The sequence below is a fragment of the Pseudomonas sp. PS01301 genome (assembly GCF_029960215.1).
GTDB lineage: Bacteria > Pseudomonadota > Gammaproteobacteria > Pseudomonadales > Pseudomonadaceae > Aquipseudomonas > Aquipseudomonas coleopterorum.
Map to the genome: position 1 here is coordinate 92,807 of NZ_JASCPM010000010.1, position 18,096 is coordinate 110,902.

Below are 18,096 nucleotides of genomic sequence, written 5' to 3' on the forward strand. Positions count from 1 at the left end.
GGACTTTGCCGTGATCAGGATTTCGAGCCGGGCCGGCCGGGTATGTGGTTGAGGATGGACTTGGAGAAGCCACCGTCGACGCAGATATCTTGCCCCGTCACGTATCCTGACAATGGGCTGACCAGAAACTCGATCACGTTTGCGATATCGATCGGTTGGCCAATCCTGCCCAACGGGATGATTGCCTCTCTGGCTTTCTTGAGTTGTGGGTCAGCGTAGATCTTTTCGGACATCGGTGTGTGTGTCATGCCCGGAGAGACCACGTTGACGCGGATACCTTCGGGCGCCCATTCCAGGGCCAGTGTCTGGGCAAGCATCGTCAATGCCGCTTTGGTAGGGCTGTAGGCGCCCGAGCCGGCATGTGGAATCTGACCAGACATTGAAGAGGTAAAACAGGCCGCACCACCGCTCTCGCGCAAATGCGGGTAACTGGCTTTGGCGAGGAGCCAAGCGCCGCGTAGATTGACCGAAAACATATCGTCCCAATCTGCAAGCGTCAGGTCGCAAATCTTGCCAGGACTGGCGATGCCGGCATTGGCCACCAGGGCGTCAAGCCCGCCGAACTCCGCGACCGCTGTCGCCACCAGCTGACTCGGTACTTCATCCTTGCCGAGATCGCCGCACAATGAAATGGCGACTCCTCCCATAGCCTCGATGGACCTGACGACTTCTTTCTGTGTGTCATTCGGGGCATGTCCACAGACCGCAATTCTAGGCTGGACTCCCCGAGCCAGAGCTGCCTCCGCGATTCTTATGCAGGCCGACGCGCCGATACCACTGCTACCACCACTGACCAGAGCTCTCATTGATGCAGTCCTTCTTATTGGATTTATTGGATGTCGTTGTTTGAACCGGGACATTCGAAACAATGCCAACATACGAAAACAGCTTGCGCTTTGCAATCGAATTGACAACGTAACTCGATTCCATTATGTTTTTTTGGTCTTTTTCTAGCGTACCCCGGCTGCTAGTGCGGCGATCCGCTGGCCAAGTAAGACCGAGGCGTTGTATGGCCTTGGCCAATCACCGGACTCATAGGCCGTGGCGTTCTCCATTTGTCGAAACAATAACAAGAAGGGAATTTCAGCATGATCATCAGCACGTTTTCCTACCTATGGGCGTCCACGGCCATCGATGCCATCGCCGAACTTTCCGAGCACGGGCATCGCGTGTTCGAAGTGCCTGTCAGTTCGCCCCATTGCTGGCCCGTGGAACTCTCGACTGCCCAGCAGTCCGAAGCCTACGTGCGGCTGCTGGGTTACGGTGCCAAGGTCAGATCCCTAAACGCTGGCGGCTATGACATCAATCTGGCCAGCCCCGCCGCGAACATGCGTCGGAAAAGTATCGACCACATCAAGGCAGTGATCGATCTGGCAGCCGCCTGGGGCACGCAAGAAGTAGTGATATCACCTGGTACTCGTCGACCGATGATTTCTCCGCCACTGGAAAAGACCTACGACTGGATGTACGAAAGCCTTGCGGTGCTGACACCGATGGCGAAGCAGGCCGGTGTCCGGCTGCTTCTCGAGAACACGCCGTACTGCTTCACCCCCACGATGCCGCAACTGGCAGAAGTGGTCGAAACCCTCAACGATGACACGGTCAGGGTTGTCTACGACATCGCCAACGCCGCGTACATCGCTGAAGATCCGGTCGCGAGCTTGTTGGCGTACCACGCTGCTATCGAGTTTGTGCATGTGTCGGACACCGGTATGGATGTCTGGGGGCATGATCCGGTTGGGACCGGTGTAGTCGACTTCGTAGGGCTGGGTGAGGCCGTTCAAGCCACCTGCGGTATCGAAAACTGCGTGCTGGAAATTATCCGCGAGGAAAACGCGTTGCATGAACTGAACAAGGGTGTGGCGGACCTGCGCGCCAAGGGATGGAAAATTCCCTAGTCAGCCCACGGGTTTGCAGGCCCTCAGGGCCTGCAATGCGATCCGTTGCAGGCGTAGGGATCAGAAGGGACCAGGCACATGGGACGTTACTTGGCATATCGCAGCGCCTGCATGCGCGCGATGGGGGCAACGAATCATTCTTCGCTCACCGAATTCCAGAGCGCCCAGTGTTCGCCCAGCTTGATGGCTGAACGCTTGAGGCTTGCCAGGTGTGCATCAAGCGTTTCTTCGCGCATGCGTGCTATGGGGCCGGCAATGCTCAGAGTCCCCACAGGCGCGGTGTTGGCTGGGCGCGAGGCGTCGAAGACCGCCACTGCTACTACGCACACGCCGACTTCGCCTTCCTCGCGCACGACCGCATGTCCTTCGCTGCGAATCAAGGCTATGTCATCGAAAATGTCGCGAATCGAAACACGCGCGTTGGGGCCTGCATAGTTTCGGGTGTTTTCTATGTCCCAGGCTGACAGGATCCGCATGGCGCGCTCGTCGCGCATGGTCGACAGCCACACTTTTCCTGCCGCGGTCGTGTGCGGGATGATCTTTTCATCCAAGGCCCGGCGGTATTGCAGGCCCCGAGTATTCTTGGTGGCCTGAAGTACCCAGGTCAGATGATCTTCCGCTACCTCCGCCAGCCGAACGTGCTCGCCGGTTTCAACGGCCAGTTCGTCCAGCAATGGCTGCATGATTCTGGCAAATCCCGTTTCATTGATGAAACTCATGCCCATGCTGGGAATCTTCAGCGTCAAGCGGTAGTGATCTTGTTCGTCCTGGCAAACATATCCCCTTTCTCGAAGCGCGCTCAATATGCGGTGCGCCGTTGCCATCGCAACTTGGGTCTGCTCGCTGATCTCAGACAGAGAAAGACCACCCGGATGAGCAAGCAGCAGTTCCAGGGTGTTGAAGTAACGTCCAATATGCGACAAGTTTCCAATCCTCTACGCTGCCGGCCGACGCCAGGCAACTTTGCTTCACGATGCTAGAGCCGAACGGGAAGGCCACCCAGGCGATCCGATTCATAAGCAGCCTCGATGATACTCAGGACCGTATGCATTGTCGCAAGTCTTGCACCTTTATAGGCAGTGTCACGATCAGCAGCAAGAACATCGGTCACGAAGTTGTCGTAATACACGTCCGAGTTCAGGCTCATCTGCAGATCGCTGGCTTGGCCGGTCGCATCGACGATACGCATGCCTTCTGCGGTCGAACGGGCGTAGAACCGATCGCTCGACAATGAAAATGAATACTCACGCTGTTCCGGGGTATTGGCCGGATAGTTGTATCCCGTTTCGATGGTGCAGATGCAGCCGCTCTCGGTTACCAAGGTCATCATGGAGCCAATTTCCACGGCCGCCAGTTGCGGGTCACGATACATCACCGCAGAAACGCTGCGTATGCGTTCGGCGCAAATCTGCTCGATCAGATCAACGAAGTGAACGGCCAGATTGATCGTGCAGCCGCCTCCCGAGCGTCGTGGGTCGAGCATCCAGGCGCAGCTGTTGGTCAGGTAACGATCGGGTGGGCCGGCATTGAATCGAAATGACTGGGTCCTCCATTTGGCGCCGGTGTGCAGCGCTGCGCTTTTGAGCCGGCTCAATAGTTCGCTGTGCCGCCAGATAAGCGGTACGGCCACGAACAGATCAGCCGCTTCGGCCAGTCGTTGCAACTCCAGCACTTCTTGCCGAGTGAGCCCGCAAGGCTTTTCCATGGCGAACGGGATGTGTCGTTCGATCAGCGTTTTGCCCATGGCATGGAGTTCATCGTGTGGACCGAAGGCGAAGGCGAAGTCAGCTGGCTGGTCCTGCAACAGCGTCTGCCAATCACCATAGAGCCTTGCACCGAAGCGCTGGGCCAGGGCGGGACCGCGTGTCCCGGTAGCGTCGGATACCGCCGTGACGGTGACATCGGCCAGCCGCTCCAAAGCATCCAGATACAGCGGCGTGTGCCAATGGCTTACTTCCAGAAGAACAACGTTCACACATTCATTCCTTATGATGGTGGTGGCGTGTCAGGCCCGGCGGTCGCCACAGGGCCGCCTGGCGCAAGCAGAGGGTGTCATCCCCTTCTGCCTGCATCGGGCCTGTGAGTCCAGCTGCATGTGGCGCTGCGCAGAGCACTGAACAGTACCGCTACAGTCCGCCTGGTGCTCGTCAGGAACGTGTTGCCGACACCGATTGAGGTACGTTCATTGCCGGCTTGCGGCTGGACAGTTCCTGCACCCGTTCATATTCCTCTTGCGACATCGGTACGGCATTGGGGTCGCCCAGGTCTTTGAGGCGTATGCGGTAGGTTTCACGGGTAGTGAACGCGGCGAATGCAGAGATGGCGCAGATGCCGAACGTCAATGCGCCGATTTTCAGGGGAATGTTCTCGGTTCCGGGAGGCGCAATGGTGACGAACAGGGCAGGGAGGAACGCCGTGCAGGCCACGCCGATGTTCTGACCGATCGCCATACCCGTAACCCGAACCCGGGTACGGAACAGTTCAGGGAACAAGCTTGGAAAAACGCCGTTGAACCCTTGGTACGCTACGCCCCACATGAGCAGCGACAGAATCAGCGACAGCCACAGGTTGTGAATGCTGATCGCGTAGAGATAGGCGAATGACAGCAGCCCGCCGCACAGGACACCTACGATGACCGGAGGTCGACGGCCAATCCTGTCAGACAGCTTTCCAACGAAGGGGATGAGAACGACTGCACACAAATTGCCCAGTACCGGAATCCACATGAACACCCCGGAAGGGAAGCCAATCCCGTAGGCAGGCTGGACTGCATAGGTTGCGCCGAAGACCGAGGCGACGATGGCAAGCACCGCGGAGAGCGCCATGCAGATCACCCGCAGCACATCTCGCCAGCTTTGCGTGATCACTTCGACCACAGGCAATTTCTCGGGTTGGGCGTGAGTCTTCGCTTCGGTGAACACCGGGGCTTCATGAACTTCACGGCGGATGATCCAACCGGCCACCAGTACCACGGCGCTCAGCAGGAACGGAATCCGCCAGCCCCAGGCAGCGAACTGATCGGCAGGCATGAATTGGGCGAGCGGGAGGAACACTGCAGCGGCCAGGAGTTGCCCGGCCTGTACGCCTTGCAGCGTGAAGCTGGCGAAGTATCCGCGACGCCCGTCGGGTGCATGCTCCAGGGTCATGGAACTGGCGCAGGACACTTCGCCTGCGACGGCGAAGCCTTGCACCAGGCGCAGGAAGATCAATATCGCCGGCGCCCATATACCGATCTGCTGGTAGGTCGGAAGCAGCCCGATGCTCAGCGTCGAGAAACCCATCAGAAACATGCAGTAGACCAGCACGGTCTTGCGCCCATGTCGGTCGCCCAAATGTCCCAGCACCACGGCACCGATCGGTCGGGCGATGTACCCGACACCGAAACTGGCCAGTGAAACGATGATGCCGACAGTCGGGTTGTCTGTCGGAAAAAACAGTTGCGGGAAAAGCAGCGCCGCAGCAGTGGCGTATATGAAAAAGTCGTAGTACTCCAGCGCCGATCCTATCCACCCGCTCGCGGCGGCTTTCCTCGACTGGCGCTTGGAATTCGGGTCGGGTTGCAAGGTATCGCTCATGGGATTGCTCCAGGATTTTATTATTGTAACGGCGTTCCACTTGTAATGTTGTTCTTGAAAGGTTGTTTCGTCAAGCGGTCTGCACGCCATTGCGCGCGCTTGGGTTGCAATCCGTCGCCTGGGCGAGGGGTCGCAATGGCTTTGGCGCACCGTTGCTCGAGTAACCCTTTGCTTTCCTTGCACAATCTTGGACAATCACGCCCCTTTTCAAGGTCGGAGCGCTGCCAGCTGCACGTTTTTCCGCTTCCGGCCATCGATTGAACACCGGCAAGCGGAGATTCGAACGGATGAACGAGCAAGCCAACAGCCTTGACCCCCGATACGCGCAGGCGCCCGCCGCGCTGACGCCCTGGAACCGCCATGACACCACATGGATGCTGGGCCTGTTCGGCACCGCGATCGGCGCCGGCACGCTGTTTCTGCCGATCAACGCCGGCCTCGGCGGCTTCTGGCCACTGATGATTCTCACAGTGCTCGCTTTTCCGATGACCTACTACGCGCATCAGGGCCTGACTCGCTTCGTGTTGTCCGGACGCGCCGGGACCGACATCACCGATGTCGTGGAGGAGCATTTCGGCATCAAGGCCGGGGCGTTGATCACGCTGCTCTATTTCTTTGCCATCTTTCCGATCCTGTTGATCTACAGCGTCGGCCTGACCAATACCGTCGGCAGCTTCATGGAGCACCAGCTGGGCATGCAGACCCCGCCGCGGGCGGTGTTGGCGCTGGTATTGATCCTGGGCCTGTTGATCGTGGTGCGTTGTGGCGAGCAATTCATCGTCAAGGCGATGAGCCTGATGGTCTATCCGTTCATCGTTGCACTGTTGCTGCTGGCCTTGTACCTGATCCCCCATTGGAACGGCGGCATCCTTGCCACCGCAGGCGAGATGCCCGCGCCGGGGGCGTTCATTCATACCCTGTGGCTGGCGATTCCAGTCATGGTGTTCTCGTTCAACCACTCGCCGATCATCTCGGCCTTCGCGGTGGACCAGAAACGCCGCTACGGGGAGTTCGCCGACCAACGCAGCAGCCAGATCCTGGCCCGCGCCCATGGCTTGATGGTGGTGCTGGTGCTGTTCTTCGTGTTCAGCTGCGTGCTGACCCTGTCGCCTGCGCAGTTGGCCGAGGCCAAGGCACAGAACCTGTCGATCCTGTCCTACCTGGCCAATCACTTCAGCAACCCGGTGATCGCCTTCGCCGCGCCGCTGATCGCGATCGTGGCTATCGCCAAGTCGTTCCTGGGGCACTACATCGGCGCCAGCGAAGGCATCAAGGGCCTGGTGCTGAAGTCCGGCCGCCGTCCCAATCCCAAGGCCCTGGATCGTTTCACCGCATTGTTCATGTTGCTGGTCTGCTGGCTGGTCGCCACGCTCAACCCGAACATCGTGCGCATGATCGAGAGCTTCGGGGGACCGGTCATTGCCGCCTTGCTGTTTCTCATGCCGATGTACGCGATCCGTCGCGTGCCGGCCATGCGCAAGTACGCTGGTCACATGTCCAACGTATTCGTGACGCTGGTCGGCCTTGTGGCCATCTCGGCGCTGGTCTATTCCCTGAGCGTGTGACCAAGCCTGTTACACTGACCACCGATGCCCGACCTGCGGCGGCCGATTTGCGGTCAGTCCAGGGCGGGCGCGCACCGAGGTGGTAGCGATGGACGAAGTACAGCAACTGGCTGACATGCTCCAGCAACATGCCGCAACCCAACAACGCCAGCAACAGGCGTTCAAGGATCAATGCCAGCACTGGCGGGACAGTATCCAGGCTCTGTTCGCTCAGATCGAAACCTGGCTGGCGCCGCTCACCGAGCGGCAACTGCTGGTGATCGAGCGCACGCCTTGGGTGGCCACCAGCAGCACCTACCCCAGCGATCACTCGCCCTTCATCAGCGAGTCCCTGGCGATCATCCTGGCGCAGCGTCGGGTCGAGCTGGTGCCGCAGGTCATGGGGCAGGGCGGGGCGATGGTCATTGCCGTGGCAGGCCTGACCTCGGATCGGCACGGTAGCATTTCCATCGTCAAGGACTCGGCCGACGGCGCCTGGTTCTGGCGCAAGGATCGCGGTACCAAGGAGGCGGAATCCAGTCAGTTGGACGCGCACTTCTTCGCCCAGCAGTTGCAGGGGCTGATTCCCAAGTCTCGCGACTGATCAGGGCTGCGCTGTCGACGACGGGTGTACAGGTCTTGACGTGCTGAAACGCTTCTTCGAATGATCTGTACAACTATTTTATATCCTTATGTTTCAGCAGCTTATCGGAATCTTGGGGTAGGCCGAAAACTCCCGTTGCGCCTGCGTGAAAGCAGGTATATACCTTGAGAAACACGAAACGTTCTGCAGTCCCGAGACCGAATGCGTCACGGGTGGGACGCCAATCACCGGCCCCAGAGGAGATTGACCATGCTGCCCCCCGGACTCAGCGCACTGGAACTGCGCAGGCTCGTCGAACTGTCGTTCCTGCCGCAGAAATGCGTGTGTACAGTTACTGGCGATCAGTCAGTGTGCGTGAAGTTGATGAATCCCCAGACCGATGAAGTCGAGATGGTTAGGGCGGACATTCCTCTTGACCGCGTCACCAATGCCCGCGAGCGCGCAAGGCTGGTTCTCGAACTGCGAGCGCGGCCCCGGCCAACAGCGGCAGAGTCCCACGCCAGAGCCGGTTGATGCATTTCTGCGGCCAGCCTGAGTGCATCTCAGTACGGAACGTTTATTTTCACTTTTCGCGTAGGCCAGGCACTCGTTTTCATGCTTAACTTTGCCCTTTCTCATTCCCGAAAAAGGATAAGGTTCATGGCTCAAGTGACGCACAAAGGCAACGCGATCAAAGTCGACGGTGAGCTTCCACAGGTCGGCGCCCAAGGTCCGGCGTTCACTCTGGTGGGTGGCGGTCTGGCTGACGTTTCGCTGCAAAGCCTGGCCGGCAAGCGCAAGGTACTGAACATTTTCCCAAGCATCGACACGCCGACCTGCGCCACTTCCGTGCGCAAGTTCAACGCCCAGGCCAACGACGTGGCCAATACTGCAATCCTGTGCATCTCGGCTGACCTGCCGTTCGCCCAGGCCCGTTTCTGCGGTGCCGAAGGCCTTGAGAACGTGCAGAACCTGTCGACCTTCCGCGCCCATGACTTCCACCGCGCCTACGGCGTCGACATCGCCGAAGGCGCCCTCAAGGGCCTCACCGCCCGCGCCGTCGTTGTCCTCGACGAGAACGACAAGGTGCTGCACAGCGAACTGGTTCCGGAAATCGGCCAGGAACCTGACTACGCGGCGGCCCTCGCTGTCTTGAAGTAACGTATTCCCTGTGGCAGCGGCGCAAGCCGCGTCCGATGGCGCCGCGTGGGGTCAGATGCTCCGCGTGGCCCGTGACGCGGCTCGCGCCGCTGCTACAGGGGTGCGATGTCGTTGTAGCAGCGGCGCAAGCCGCGTCCGATGGCGCCGCGTGGGGTCAGATGCTCCGCGTAGCCTGTGACGCGGCTCGCGCCGCTGCTACAGGTTGATCGCCTGTAACCCTCGCTGCATTTCCGGCCAAGGTAAATTGCCCGTAAAGGCGCTTTGCTTATGCCCGCCGACTCCTTATCGTTCAGCCTCCTCAAAGTAGAAGTCCTCCCGCACAATGGTCGATCATTCAATGCAGTCCCCAGGTCCCCGTAAATCGCGTCGCTGGCTGTTCGGCCTGTTGATGGTGCTGGTTGTCGCCGCGTTGTGCTGGTGGTTCTGGCCGGCCAAGAAAAGCTCGGAGAACGGCACCGCCGCACCCGCCAGTGCAGGGCGCAATGCGAGTTCCGCGCGCCCCGGTTTCGGCGGTTCGGCCGAGCCTACCCCGGTGCGGGTAGCCGATGTGGTCACCGGTGACTTCCCGGTGTACTTCAAGGCGCTGGGCACGGTGACCGCGATCAATACTGTCAATGTGCGCAGCCGTGTGGCCGGGGAGTTGGTCAAGGTCAACTTCCAGGAGGGGCAGCGGGTCAAGGCTGGCGACCTGCTGGCGGAAATCGACCCGCGCAGCTATGAAATCGCGTTGCAGCAAGCCCAGGGAACGCTGGCGCAGAACCAGGCACAACTCAAAAACGCGCAGATCGACCTGCAGCGTTACAAAGGCCTGTTCGCCGAAGACAGCATCGCTCGCCAGACCCTGGATACCCAGCAGGCGCTGGTGGGGCAGTACCAGGGCACCATCCAGACCAACCAGGCGGCGGTCAACGACGCCAAACTCAACCTGGACTTCACCCGTATTCGCGCACCCATCGCCGGTCGGCTGGGACTGCGCCAACTCGACATCGGCAACCTGGTGGCTGCCAACGACACCAGCGCGCTGGTGGTTATCACCCAGGTACAACCGATCACCGTGGCTTTCACCCTGCCTGAAAGCGAACTCACACCAGTGCTGGCGCGTTACCGCAGCGGCGCCAAGCTGACCGTGGAAGCCTGGGACCGGGGCGATACGCGCAAGCAGGCCACCGGCGTGCTGGGCAGCCTGGACAACCAGATCGACACCACCACCGGTACCCTGAAGTTCAAGGCTCGCTTCGATAACCAGGACGAGGCCCTGTTCCCCAACCAGTTCGTCAACGTGCGTCTGCTCTCGGATACCCTCAAAGGGGTGGTGCTGGTGCCCTCGGCAGCCGTGCAGTACGGCGTCGACGGCACTTTCGTCTACGCCATGGACGGTAACGACAAGGTCAAGATCCGTCAGCTCAAGGTGGGCCCCACCGACGGCACCAATACTGTGGTCGAACAAGGTCTGGCCCAAGGTGATCGGGTCGTGCTCGAAGGCACCGATCGGTTGCGCGATGGCAGCCGGGTCGAAGTGGTCGATGACAGCGCCAAGGTTCCTACCACGCCGGGGCAGCATCTGCAGGGGCAGGATGGCGCCGGTGTGCCGGGCGAGAAGGGCAAGACCGGGGCATGAATATCTCGCGGCTATTCATCCTGCGCCCTGTCGCCACGACCTTGACCATGCTCGCCATCGTATTGGCGGGCGTGCTCGCCTATCGATTGCTGCCGGTGTCGGCGCTGCCGCAGGTCGACTACCCGACGATTCGCGTCATGACGCTGTACCCCGGCGCCAGCCCGCAGGTGATGACCAGCGCGGTCACCGCGCCGCTTGAACGCCAGTTCGGGCAGATGCCCGGCCTGACGCAGATGGCCTCGACCAGCTCGGGCGGCGCGTCGGTGCTGACCTTGCGCTTCAGCCTCGAGATCAACATGGACGTCGCCGAGCAGCAGGTGCAGGCGGCGATCAACGCCGCCAGCAACCTGCTGCCCTCGGACTTGCCTGCGCCGCCGGTGTACAACAAGGTCAACCCGGCCGACACCCCGGTGCTGACCATCGCCATCAGTTCCAAGACCATGCCGCTGCCCAAGCTCAACGACCTGGTCGACACCCGCATGGCGCAGAAGATCGCGCAGATCAGCGGCGTGGGCATGGTCAGCATCGCCGGTGGTCAGCGTCAGGCGGTCCGGATCAAGGTCAACCCCGAAGCGCTGGCGGCCAATGGCTTGAACCTGTCCGACGTGCGCACCCTAGTCGGTGCGTCCAACGTCAACCAGCCCAAGGGCAATTTCGATGGCCCCACACGGGTGTCGATGCTCGACGCCAACGACCAACTGCGTTCGCCCGAGGAATACGCCAACCTGATCCTGGCGTACAACAACGGCGGCCCGCTGCGGCTGCGTGACGTTGCGCAGATCGTCGACGGCGCCGAAAACGAACGGCTGGCTGCCTGGGCCAACCAGAATCAGGCGGTGTTGCTCAACATCCAGCGTCAACCGGGCGCCAACGTCATCGACGTGGTCGATCGAATCAAGGCGCTGCTGCCCACGATCACCGACACCATGCCGGCCGGGCTCGACGTTACGGTGCTGACCGACCGCACCCAGACCATCCGCGCGTCGGTAACCGACGTTCAGCACGAGCTGCTGATCGCCATTGCCCTCGTGGTCATGGTCACGTTCCTGTTCCTGCGCCGCTTCAGCGCGACCCTGATTCCTTCCATTGCTGTGCCGTTGTCGCTGGTAGGCACCTTCGGCGTGATGTACCTGGCCGGGTTTTCGATCAACAACCTCACCCTCATGGCCCTGACCGTGGCCACGGGCTTCGTGGTCGACGATGCCATCGTGATGCTGGAAAACATCTCGCGCCACATCGAGGAAGGCGAGACACCGATGCAGGCTGCGCTCAAGGGTGCGCGGCAGATCAGCTTCACCCTGCTGTCGCTGACGTTTTCGCTGATTGCGGTGCTGATCCCGCTGCTGTTCATGGCTGACGTGGTTGGCCGCCTGTTCCGTGAATTCGCCATCACCCTGGCCGTGGCCATCCTCATTTCCCTTGTAGTCTCGCTGACGCTGACCCCGATGATGTGCGCACGCCTGCTCAAGCGCGAGCCCAAGGAAGAAGAGCAGAGCCGCTTCTACAAGGCCAGTGGCGCCTGGATCGACTGGCTGATCGCTCGTTACGGTGGCGGCCTGCGTTGGGTGCTGCGGCACCAGCCGCTGACGCTGCTGGTTGCCGTCGCCACCCTGGGCCTGACTGTGCTCCTGTACCTGGTGGTGCCCAAGGGCTTCTTTCCCGTGCAGGACACCGGCGTCATCCAGGGCATCTCGGAGGCGCCGCAGTCGATTTCCTTCAAGGCCATGGGCGAGCGACAGCAGGACCTGGCCAGGATCATCCTGCAGGACCCGGCCGTCTCCAGCCTGTCTTCGTACATCGGCGTGGACGGTGACAACGCCACGCTCAACAGTGGACGCTTGCTGATCAACCTCAAGCCCCACAGCGAACGCGACCTCACCGCCAGCCAGGTGATCGCGCGACTGCAGCCCGAGGTCGACAAGCTGCTCGGCGTGCGCCTGTTCATGCAGCCGGTGCAGGACCTGACCATCGAGGATCGGGTCAGCCGCACTCAGTACCAGTTCAGCCTGTCATCCCCGGACGCCGACCTGCTCGCCACCTGGAGCGCTCGTCTGGTGGACGCGCTGAAGCAGCGCCCTGAACTCACCGATGTGGCCAGCGATCTGCAGGACAAGGGCCTGCAGGTGTACCTGGTGATCGACCGCGATGCGGCCAAGCGGGTCGGGGTGGATGTCGCCGATATCACCGACGCGCTGTACGATGCCTTCGGTCAGCGCCAGATTTCCACCATCTACACCCAGTCCAGCCAGTACCGAGTGGTGTTGCAGGCCACCGACGCCAGCACCCTCGGGCCGCAGGCGCTGGAGCAGATCTACGTCAAGGCCAGCGTCAATGGCACGGGCACGACCAATCAGACGGCCGACAGCGACACCACTGCCACCAGCGGCACCCAGGTGCGCCTGTCGAGCCTGGCCCACATCGAACAGCGCCAGGCCCAGTTGGCCATCGCCCACATCGGTCAATTCCCGGCAGTGATGATGTCGTTCAACCTCGCCGACGGGGTTGCGCTGGGCAAGGCAGTCGACGTCATCGAGCAGGTGCAGCGCGACATCGGCATGCCACTGGGCGTGCAGACTCAGTTCCAGGGCGCGGCCGAAGCCTTCCAGGCGTCGCTGCAGAGCACCCTGCTGCTGGTGTTGGCGGCCATCGTCACCATGTACATCGTGCTGGGCGTGCTCTACGAGAGCTACATCCATCCGATCACCATTCTTTCGACCTTGCCCTCGGCGGCGGTAGGCGCCTTGCTGGCGCTGCTGATCAGCGGTAACGACCTGGGCATGATCGCCATCATCGGCATCATCCTGTTGATCGGTATCGTCAAGAAGAACGCGATCATGATGATCGACTTCGCCCTGGAGGCCGAACGCAATCAGGGGCTGGATCCCGAGACCGCGATCTACCAAGCGGCGCTCCTGCGTTTCCGGCCGATCCTCATGACCACCATGGCCGCGCTGTTCGGCGCGATCCCGCTGATGCTCGCCAGCGGCTCGGGTGCCGAGTTGCGCCAGCCACTGGGCCTGGTCATGGTCGGCGGGCTGCTGGTGAGCCAGGTGCTGACGCTGTTCACCACGCCGGTGATCTACCTGTACTTCGACCGCCTGGGCCGGCGCTGGAGACGCCAGCCCACCGTCGTGCAACAGGCTGATTCATGAACCTCTCCGGACCTTTCATCCGTCGCCCGGTGGCGACCTTCCTGATGAGCGTGGCGATCATGCTGCTGGGCGGGGTCAGTTTCAGCCTGTTGCCGGTCTCGCCGCTGCCCAGCATGGATTTCCCGGTGATCGTGGTGTCGGCCAACCTGTCCGGCGCCAGCCCCGAGGTCATGGCCTCGACCGTGGCCACGCCGCTGGAGCGATCGTTCGGCGCCATTCCGGGCGTGACCACCATGAGCAGCCGTTCCAGCCAGGGCTCGACCCGGGTCATTCTCCAGTTCGACCTGGACCGCGACATCAATGGCGCGGCGCGGGAAGTGCAGGCGGCGATCAACGCGTCGCGCAACCTGCTGCCCAGTGGCATGCGCAGCATGCCGACCTACAAGAAGATCAACCCTTCCCAGGCACCGGTCATGGTCCTGTCGCTGACCTCCGACGTGCTGGCTAAGGGTCAGCTGTACGACCTGGCGTCGACCATCCTGTCCCAGAGCCTGTCCCAGGTGCCTGGAGTGGGGGAGGTGCAGATCGGCGGCAGCTCGCTGCCGGCGGTGCGCATCGAGCTCGAGCCGCAGTTGCTCAACCAGTACAACGTCTCGCTCGATGACGTGCGCACTACCATCGACGGGACCAACGTGCGGCGCCCCATCGGCTTCGTCGAGGACGGCGAGCGCCAGTGGCAGGTGCAGGCCAACGACCAGCTGGACAAGGCCGACGACTACAAGCCGCTGATCATCCGCTATCAGGACGGCTCGGTACTGCGCCTGAGCGACGTCGCCAAGGTCACCGACGGTGTCGAGGACCGCTACAACAGCGGGTTCTACAATGACAATTCGGCTGTGCTGCTGGTGATCAACCGCCAGGCCGGGGCCAACATCATCCAGACCGTCAGCCAGATCAAGGAACAGCTGCCGGCCCTGGAAGCGTTGTTGCCAGCCAGTGTCGAGCTGAACATCGCCATGGATCGCTCGCCCGTGATCACCGCCACCCTGCACGAGGCCGAGATGACCCTGCTCATCGCCGTGGTGCTGGTGGTGCTGGTGGTGTTCCTGTTTCTCGGCAATTTCCGCGCCTCGCTGATTCCCACCCTGGCCGTGCCGGTGTCGCTGGTAGGGACGTTCGCGATCATGTACCTGTGGGGCTTCTCCCTCAACAACCTGTCGTTGATGGCGCTGATCCTGGCAACCGGGCTGGTGGTGGACGACGCCATCGTGGTGCTGGAGAACATTTCCCGACACATCGATAACGGCGTGCCGCCATTGCGCGCGGCCTACCTGGGCACCCAGGAAGTCGGCTTCACCCTGCTGTCGATGAACGTCTCACTGGTGGCGGTGTTCCTGTCGATCCTGTTCATCGGCGGGATCATCGAGAGCCTGTTCCGCGAATTCTCGATCACCCTGGCGGTGGCCATCGTCGTTTCCCTGTTCGTCTCACTGACCCTGACGCCGATGCTCTGCGCGCGCTGGCTGACGCCGCATGAGACCGAGAAGGACAACCGCCTGCAGCGCTTCAGTCACCGCGTCAACCAGCGCATGGTCGCTGCTTACGACCGCAGCCTGGGCTGGGTTCTGCGTCACCGCAGGCTGACCCTGCTCAGCTTGCTGCTGACCATCATCGGCAACGTGGCCCTCTACGTGGTGGTGCCCAAGACCTTCATGCCGCAGCAGGACACTGGCCAGTTGATCGGCTTCGTGCGCGGCGACGACGGTCTTTCTTTCTCGGTCATGCAGCCGAAGATGGAAACCTATCGCCGCGCATTGCTCGCCGACCCGGCGGTCGACAGCGTGGCCGGCTTCATCGGTGGCAACAACGGCAGCAACAACGCGACCATTCTGGTTCGCCTCAAGCCCATCGAAGAACGCAAGATCAACGCGCAGCAGGTGATCGAGCGTCTGCGCAAGGAAATGCCCAAGGTGCCCGGCGGCCGCCTGATGCTGATGGCCGACCAGGACCTGCAGTTCGGCGGGGCCCGGGAGCAGAGCACCTCGCAGTATTCGTACATCATCCAGAGCGGCGATCTGTCCGCGCTGCGCACCTGGTACCCGAAAATCGTCGCGGCCTTCCGCGCGCTGCCGGAATTGACCGCCATCGATGCCCGCGAAGGCCGCGGTGCCGCCCAGGTGACCCTGATCGTCGACCGCGACAAGGCCAAGCGCCTGGGCATCGACATGAGCACCGTGACCTCGGTGCTCAACAACGCCTACAGCCAACGGCAGATTTCCACCATCTACGACAGCCTCAACCAGTACAAGGTGGTGATGGAGATCAACCCCAGATACGCGCAGGATCCGATCACCCTGGAGCAGGTCCAGGTGATCACTACGGACAACAAGCGCGTGCCGCTGTCGAGCATCGCTCACTACGAAAACAGCCTGGCCGATGACAGCGTCAGCCACGAGGGGCAGTTCGCCTCGGAGAGCATTTCCTTCGACCTGGTCAGCGGGGTGACCCTGGACGTTGCCACGCCACTGATCGAGCGCGCGCTGGTGCGTGTCGGCCTGCCCGAGGACATCATCGTCAAGGTCGCGGGCACCGGCGATGCTTTCGCGGCCGCGCAGAAAAGCCAGCCTTTCATGATTCTCGGCGCGCTGGTGGCGGTGTATCTGGTGCTGGGCATTCTCTATGAAAGCTACATTCACCCGCTGACCATTCTCTCGACCTTGCCATCGGCGGGGGTAGGGGCCTTGCTGAGCATCTACCTGACCGGTGGCCAGTTCAGCCTGATCTCGCTGCTGGGCCTGTTTCTGTTGATTGGCGTGGTGAAAAAGAACGCGATCATGATGATCGACCTGGCGCTGCAGCTCGAACGCAATGAAGGGCTGGGCCCGGCCGAATCCATTCGCCAGGCCTGCCTGCTGCGCCTGCGGCCCATCCTGATGACCACCATGGCGGCCATTCTCGGCGCGCTGCCGTTGATGTTCAGCACCGCCGCAGGCGCCGAGATGCGTCGTCCGCTGGGCCTGACCATCATCGGTGGCCTGGTGTTCAGCCAGATCCTCACGCTCTACACCACTCCGGTGGTCTACCTCTATCTTGACCGCCTGCGCCACCGCTTCAACAAGTGGCGCGGCGTGCGTACCGATGCCGCTCTGGACACTCCGCTATGACCGATTTCGTTTTTCCGCGCGTCTCGCGCCTGGCCAGTGTGGCACTGTGCAGCCTGATGCTGGGCGCCTGCACCCTGGGCCCGGACTACCAACGCCCGACGATCGCCACGCCGGTGCAATTCAAGCAGGCCGATGGCTGGCGTCAGGCCAATCCCAGCGATGCCATGGCGCGCGGCGCCTGGTGGGAGCTGTACGGTGACCGCCAGCTCGATGCCCTGGTGCTCAGGCTCAACCGCTCCAACCAGACGGTTGCCCAGTACGAGGCGCAATACCGCCAAGCCCAGGCGCTGGTCCGCAGTACCCGTGGCGCGCTGTTTCCGACCGTCGACCTGAGCGCGGGCAAGACCCGCTCCAGTCAGGGGACCGGCAGCAGCGGTTCGAGCCTGAGCCAGTCGAGCAGTGGTATTCGCGATACCTACAACACGCAGCTGGGTGTGAGCTGGGAAGCCGACATCTGGGGCAAACTGCGCCGCGGGCTGGAGGCTGATCGGGCCAGTGCCCAGGCCAGCCTTGCGGATCTGGCCGCGATGCGCCTGAGCCTGCAGTCGGAGCTGGTGCAGAACTACCTGCAATTGCGGGTCATCGATGAGCAGAAGCGCCTGCTCGAAGCCACGGTACAAGCCTATCAGCGCTCGCTCGACCTGACTCAGAACCAGTACCGGGCAGGGATTTCCGGCAAGGATGCGGTGTTCCTGGCACAGACCCAGCTCAAGAGTACCCAGGCCGACCTGATCGATCTGGCCTGGCAGCGAGCCCAGCTGGAAAATGCCATTGCCGTGCTCATCGGCATGGCACCGGCCGAGTTCAGTCTGGCCGCGAGCACCGAGATCCCGGCGTTGCCGGCGATCCCTCTGGCCGTCCCGTCGCAGCTGCTCGAGCGACGTCCCGACATTGCCGCCGCCGAGCGCTCGGTGATGGCGGCCAATGCCGAAATCGGCGTGGCCAAGACCGCCTACTTTCCTGATCTGACCTTGAGCCTCTCCGGCGGTTACAGCAGCAGCAGCTTCAGCAACTGGATCTCGCTGCCCAACCGTTTCTGGTCGGTCGGCCCGCAACTGGCGATGACCCTGTTCGACGGCGGCCAGCGTGCGGCGGAGGTGGACCGCAGCGAGGCGGCCTACGACCAGACGGTCGCGCAGTATCGTCAGACCGTGCTCGACGGGTTCCGTGAAGTCGAAGACTACATGAGCCAGTTGAAGGTGTTCGACGAAGAAGCGTCGGTGCGCAACGAGGCCTTGCAAGCGGCCCGCGAGTCGTTGCGCCTCACATCAAACCAATACAAGGCCGGGCTTATTGGCTATCTTGACGTGGTCAACGTACAGGCAACGGCGTTGAGCAACGAGCGCAGCGTGCTGACCCTGATGCAGAGTCGGCTGGTCGCCAGCGTGCAGTTGATCGCGGCGCTGGGCGGCGGCTGGCAGGAACCGGCACAATAGGCCAGCGGCGTCGGCAACCGCGTTT

At 61.8% G+C, this 18,096-nt stretch carries 13 protein-coding genes; 9 read left to right on the plus strand and 4 right to left on the minus strand.

The genetic code is table 11. The features are described 5' to 3' along the window. Positions 1-14: 14 nt before the first annotated feature. A complete protein-coding gene (locus QMX89_RS07685) occupies positions 15-806 on the minus strand; it encodes an SDR family oxidoreductase (protein ID WP_282347680.1) in 792 nt (263 codons plus the stop codon). A gap of 282 nt (positions 807-1,088) precedes the next feature. Here QMX89_RS07685 and QMX89_RS07690 point away from each other — a divergent pair, with 282 nt between their 5' ends. Further along, positions 1,089-1,898 (plus strand): sugar phosphate isomerase/epimerase family protein, encoded by an 810-nt coding sequence (locus tag QMX89_RS07690; RefSeq protein WP_049860171.1) that lies wholly within the window; start codon positions 1,089-1,091, stop codon positions 1,896-1,898. 134 nt (positions 1,899-2,032) lie between these two features. On the opposite strand, the gene QMX89_RS07695 is transcribed toward QMX89_RS07690, so the two are convergent. The 3 genes from QMX89_RS07695 to QMX89_RS07705 form a co-directional block, all read right to left on the minus strand. Then, complete coding sequence (locus QMX89_RS07695; RefSeq protein WP_282347681.1) at positions 2,033-2,821, minus strand: IclR family transcriptional regulator; 789 nt, start codon at positions 2,819-2,821, stop codon at positions 2,033-2,035. 53 nt (positions 2,822-2,874) lie between these two features. Continuing rightward, positions 2,875-3,873 (minus strand): Gfo/Idh/MocA family oxidoreductase, encoded by a 999-nt coding sequence (locus QMX89_RS07700; protein ID WP_282347682.1) that lies wholly within the window; start codon positions 3,871-3,873, stop codon positions 2,875-2,877. Positions 3,874-4,045: 172 nt separating this feature from the next. After that, complete coding sequence (locus QMX89_RS07705; RefSeq protein WP_282347707.1) at positions 4,046-5,473, minus strand: MFS transporter; 1,428 nt, start codon at positions 5,471-5,473, stop codon at positions 4,046-4,048. Positions 5,474-5,760: 287 nt separating this feature from the next. Between QMX89_RS07705 and QMX89_RS07710 the strand changes: the two genes are divergently transcribed. The 8 genes from QMX89_RS07710 to QMX89_RS07745 all read left to right on the plus strand — a co-directional run bounded on the left by QMX89_RS07710 (position 5,761) and on the right by QMX89_RS07745 (position 18,071). Next, positions 5,761-7,038, plus strand: a complete 1,278-nt coding sequence (locus QMX89_RS07710; protein ID WP_282347684.1) for a serine/threonine transporter — start codon at positions 5,761-5,763, stop codon at positions 7,036-7,038. 88 nt (positions 7,039-7,126) lie between these two features. Then, positions 7,127-7,621, plus strand: a complete 495-nt coding sequence (locus QMX89_RS07715; protein ID WP_049860176.1) for a hypothetical protein — start codon at positions 7,127-7,129, stop codon at positions 7,619-7,621. Positions 7,622-7,870: 249 nt separating this feature from the next. Beyond that, positions 7,871-8,134, plus strand: a complete 264-nt coding sequence (locus QMX89_RS07720; protein WP_282347685.1) for a DUF1652 domain-containing protein — start codon at positions 7,871-7,873, stop codon at positions 8,132-8,134. Between the two features lie 126 nt (positions 8,135-8,260). Further along, positions 8,261-8,761 carry a thiol peroxidase gene (gene tpx / locus QMX89_RS07725; protein ID WP_056842552.1) on the plus strand — a complete coding sequence of 167 codons (501 nt, stop codon included), beginning with the start codon at positions 8,261-8,263 and terminating at the stop codon, positions 8,759-8,761. Between the two features lie 322 nt (positions 8,762-9,083). Further along, positions 9,084-10,379: an MdtA/MuxA family multidrug efflux RND transporter periplasmic adaptor subunit gene (locus QMX89_RS07730; RefSeq protein ID WP_282347686.1), complete on the plus strand. Its 1,296-nt coding sequence runs from the start codon at positions 9,084-9,086 to the stop codon at positions 10,377-10,379. After that, entirely contained in the window at positions 10,376-13,531 is a 3,156-nt protein-coding gene (locus tag QMX89_RS07735) for an MdtB/MuxB family multidrug efflux RND transporter permease subunit (protein ID WP_282347687.1), read from the plus strand. Before QMX89_RS07730 ends, QMX89_RS07735 begins: the two co-directional genes overlap by 4 nt. Next, a complete protein-coding gene (locus QMX89_RS07740) occupies positions 13,528-16,635 on the plus strand; it encodes an efflux RND transporter permease subunit (protein ID WP_282347688.1) in 3,108 nt (1,035 codons plus the stop codon). Before QMX89_RS07735 ends, QMX89_RS07740 begins: the two co-directional genes overlap by 4 nt. Continuing rightward, on the plus strand, positions 16,632-18,071 hold the full coding sequence (locus QMX89_RS07745) for an efflux transporter outer membrane subunit (RefSeq protein WP_282347689.1): 1,440 nt from the start codon (positions 16,632-16,634) through the stop codon (positions 18,069-18,071). The genes QMX89_RS07740 and QMX89_RS07745 overlap by 4 nt, the downstream gene beginning before the upstream one ends. Positions 18,072-18,096 lie beyond the last annotated feature (25 nt).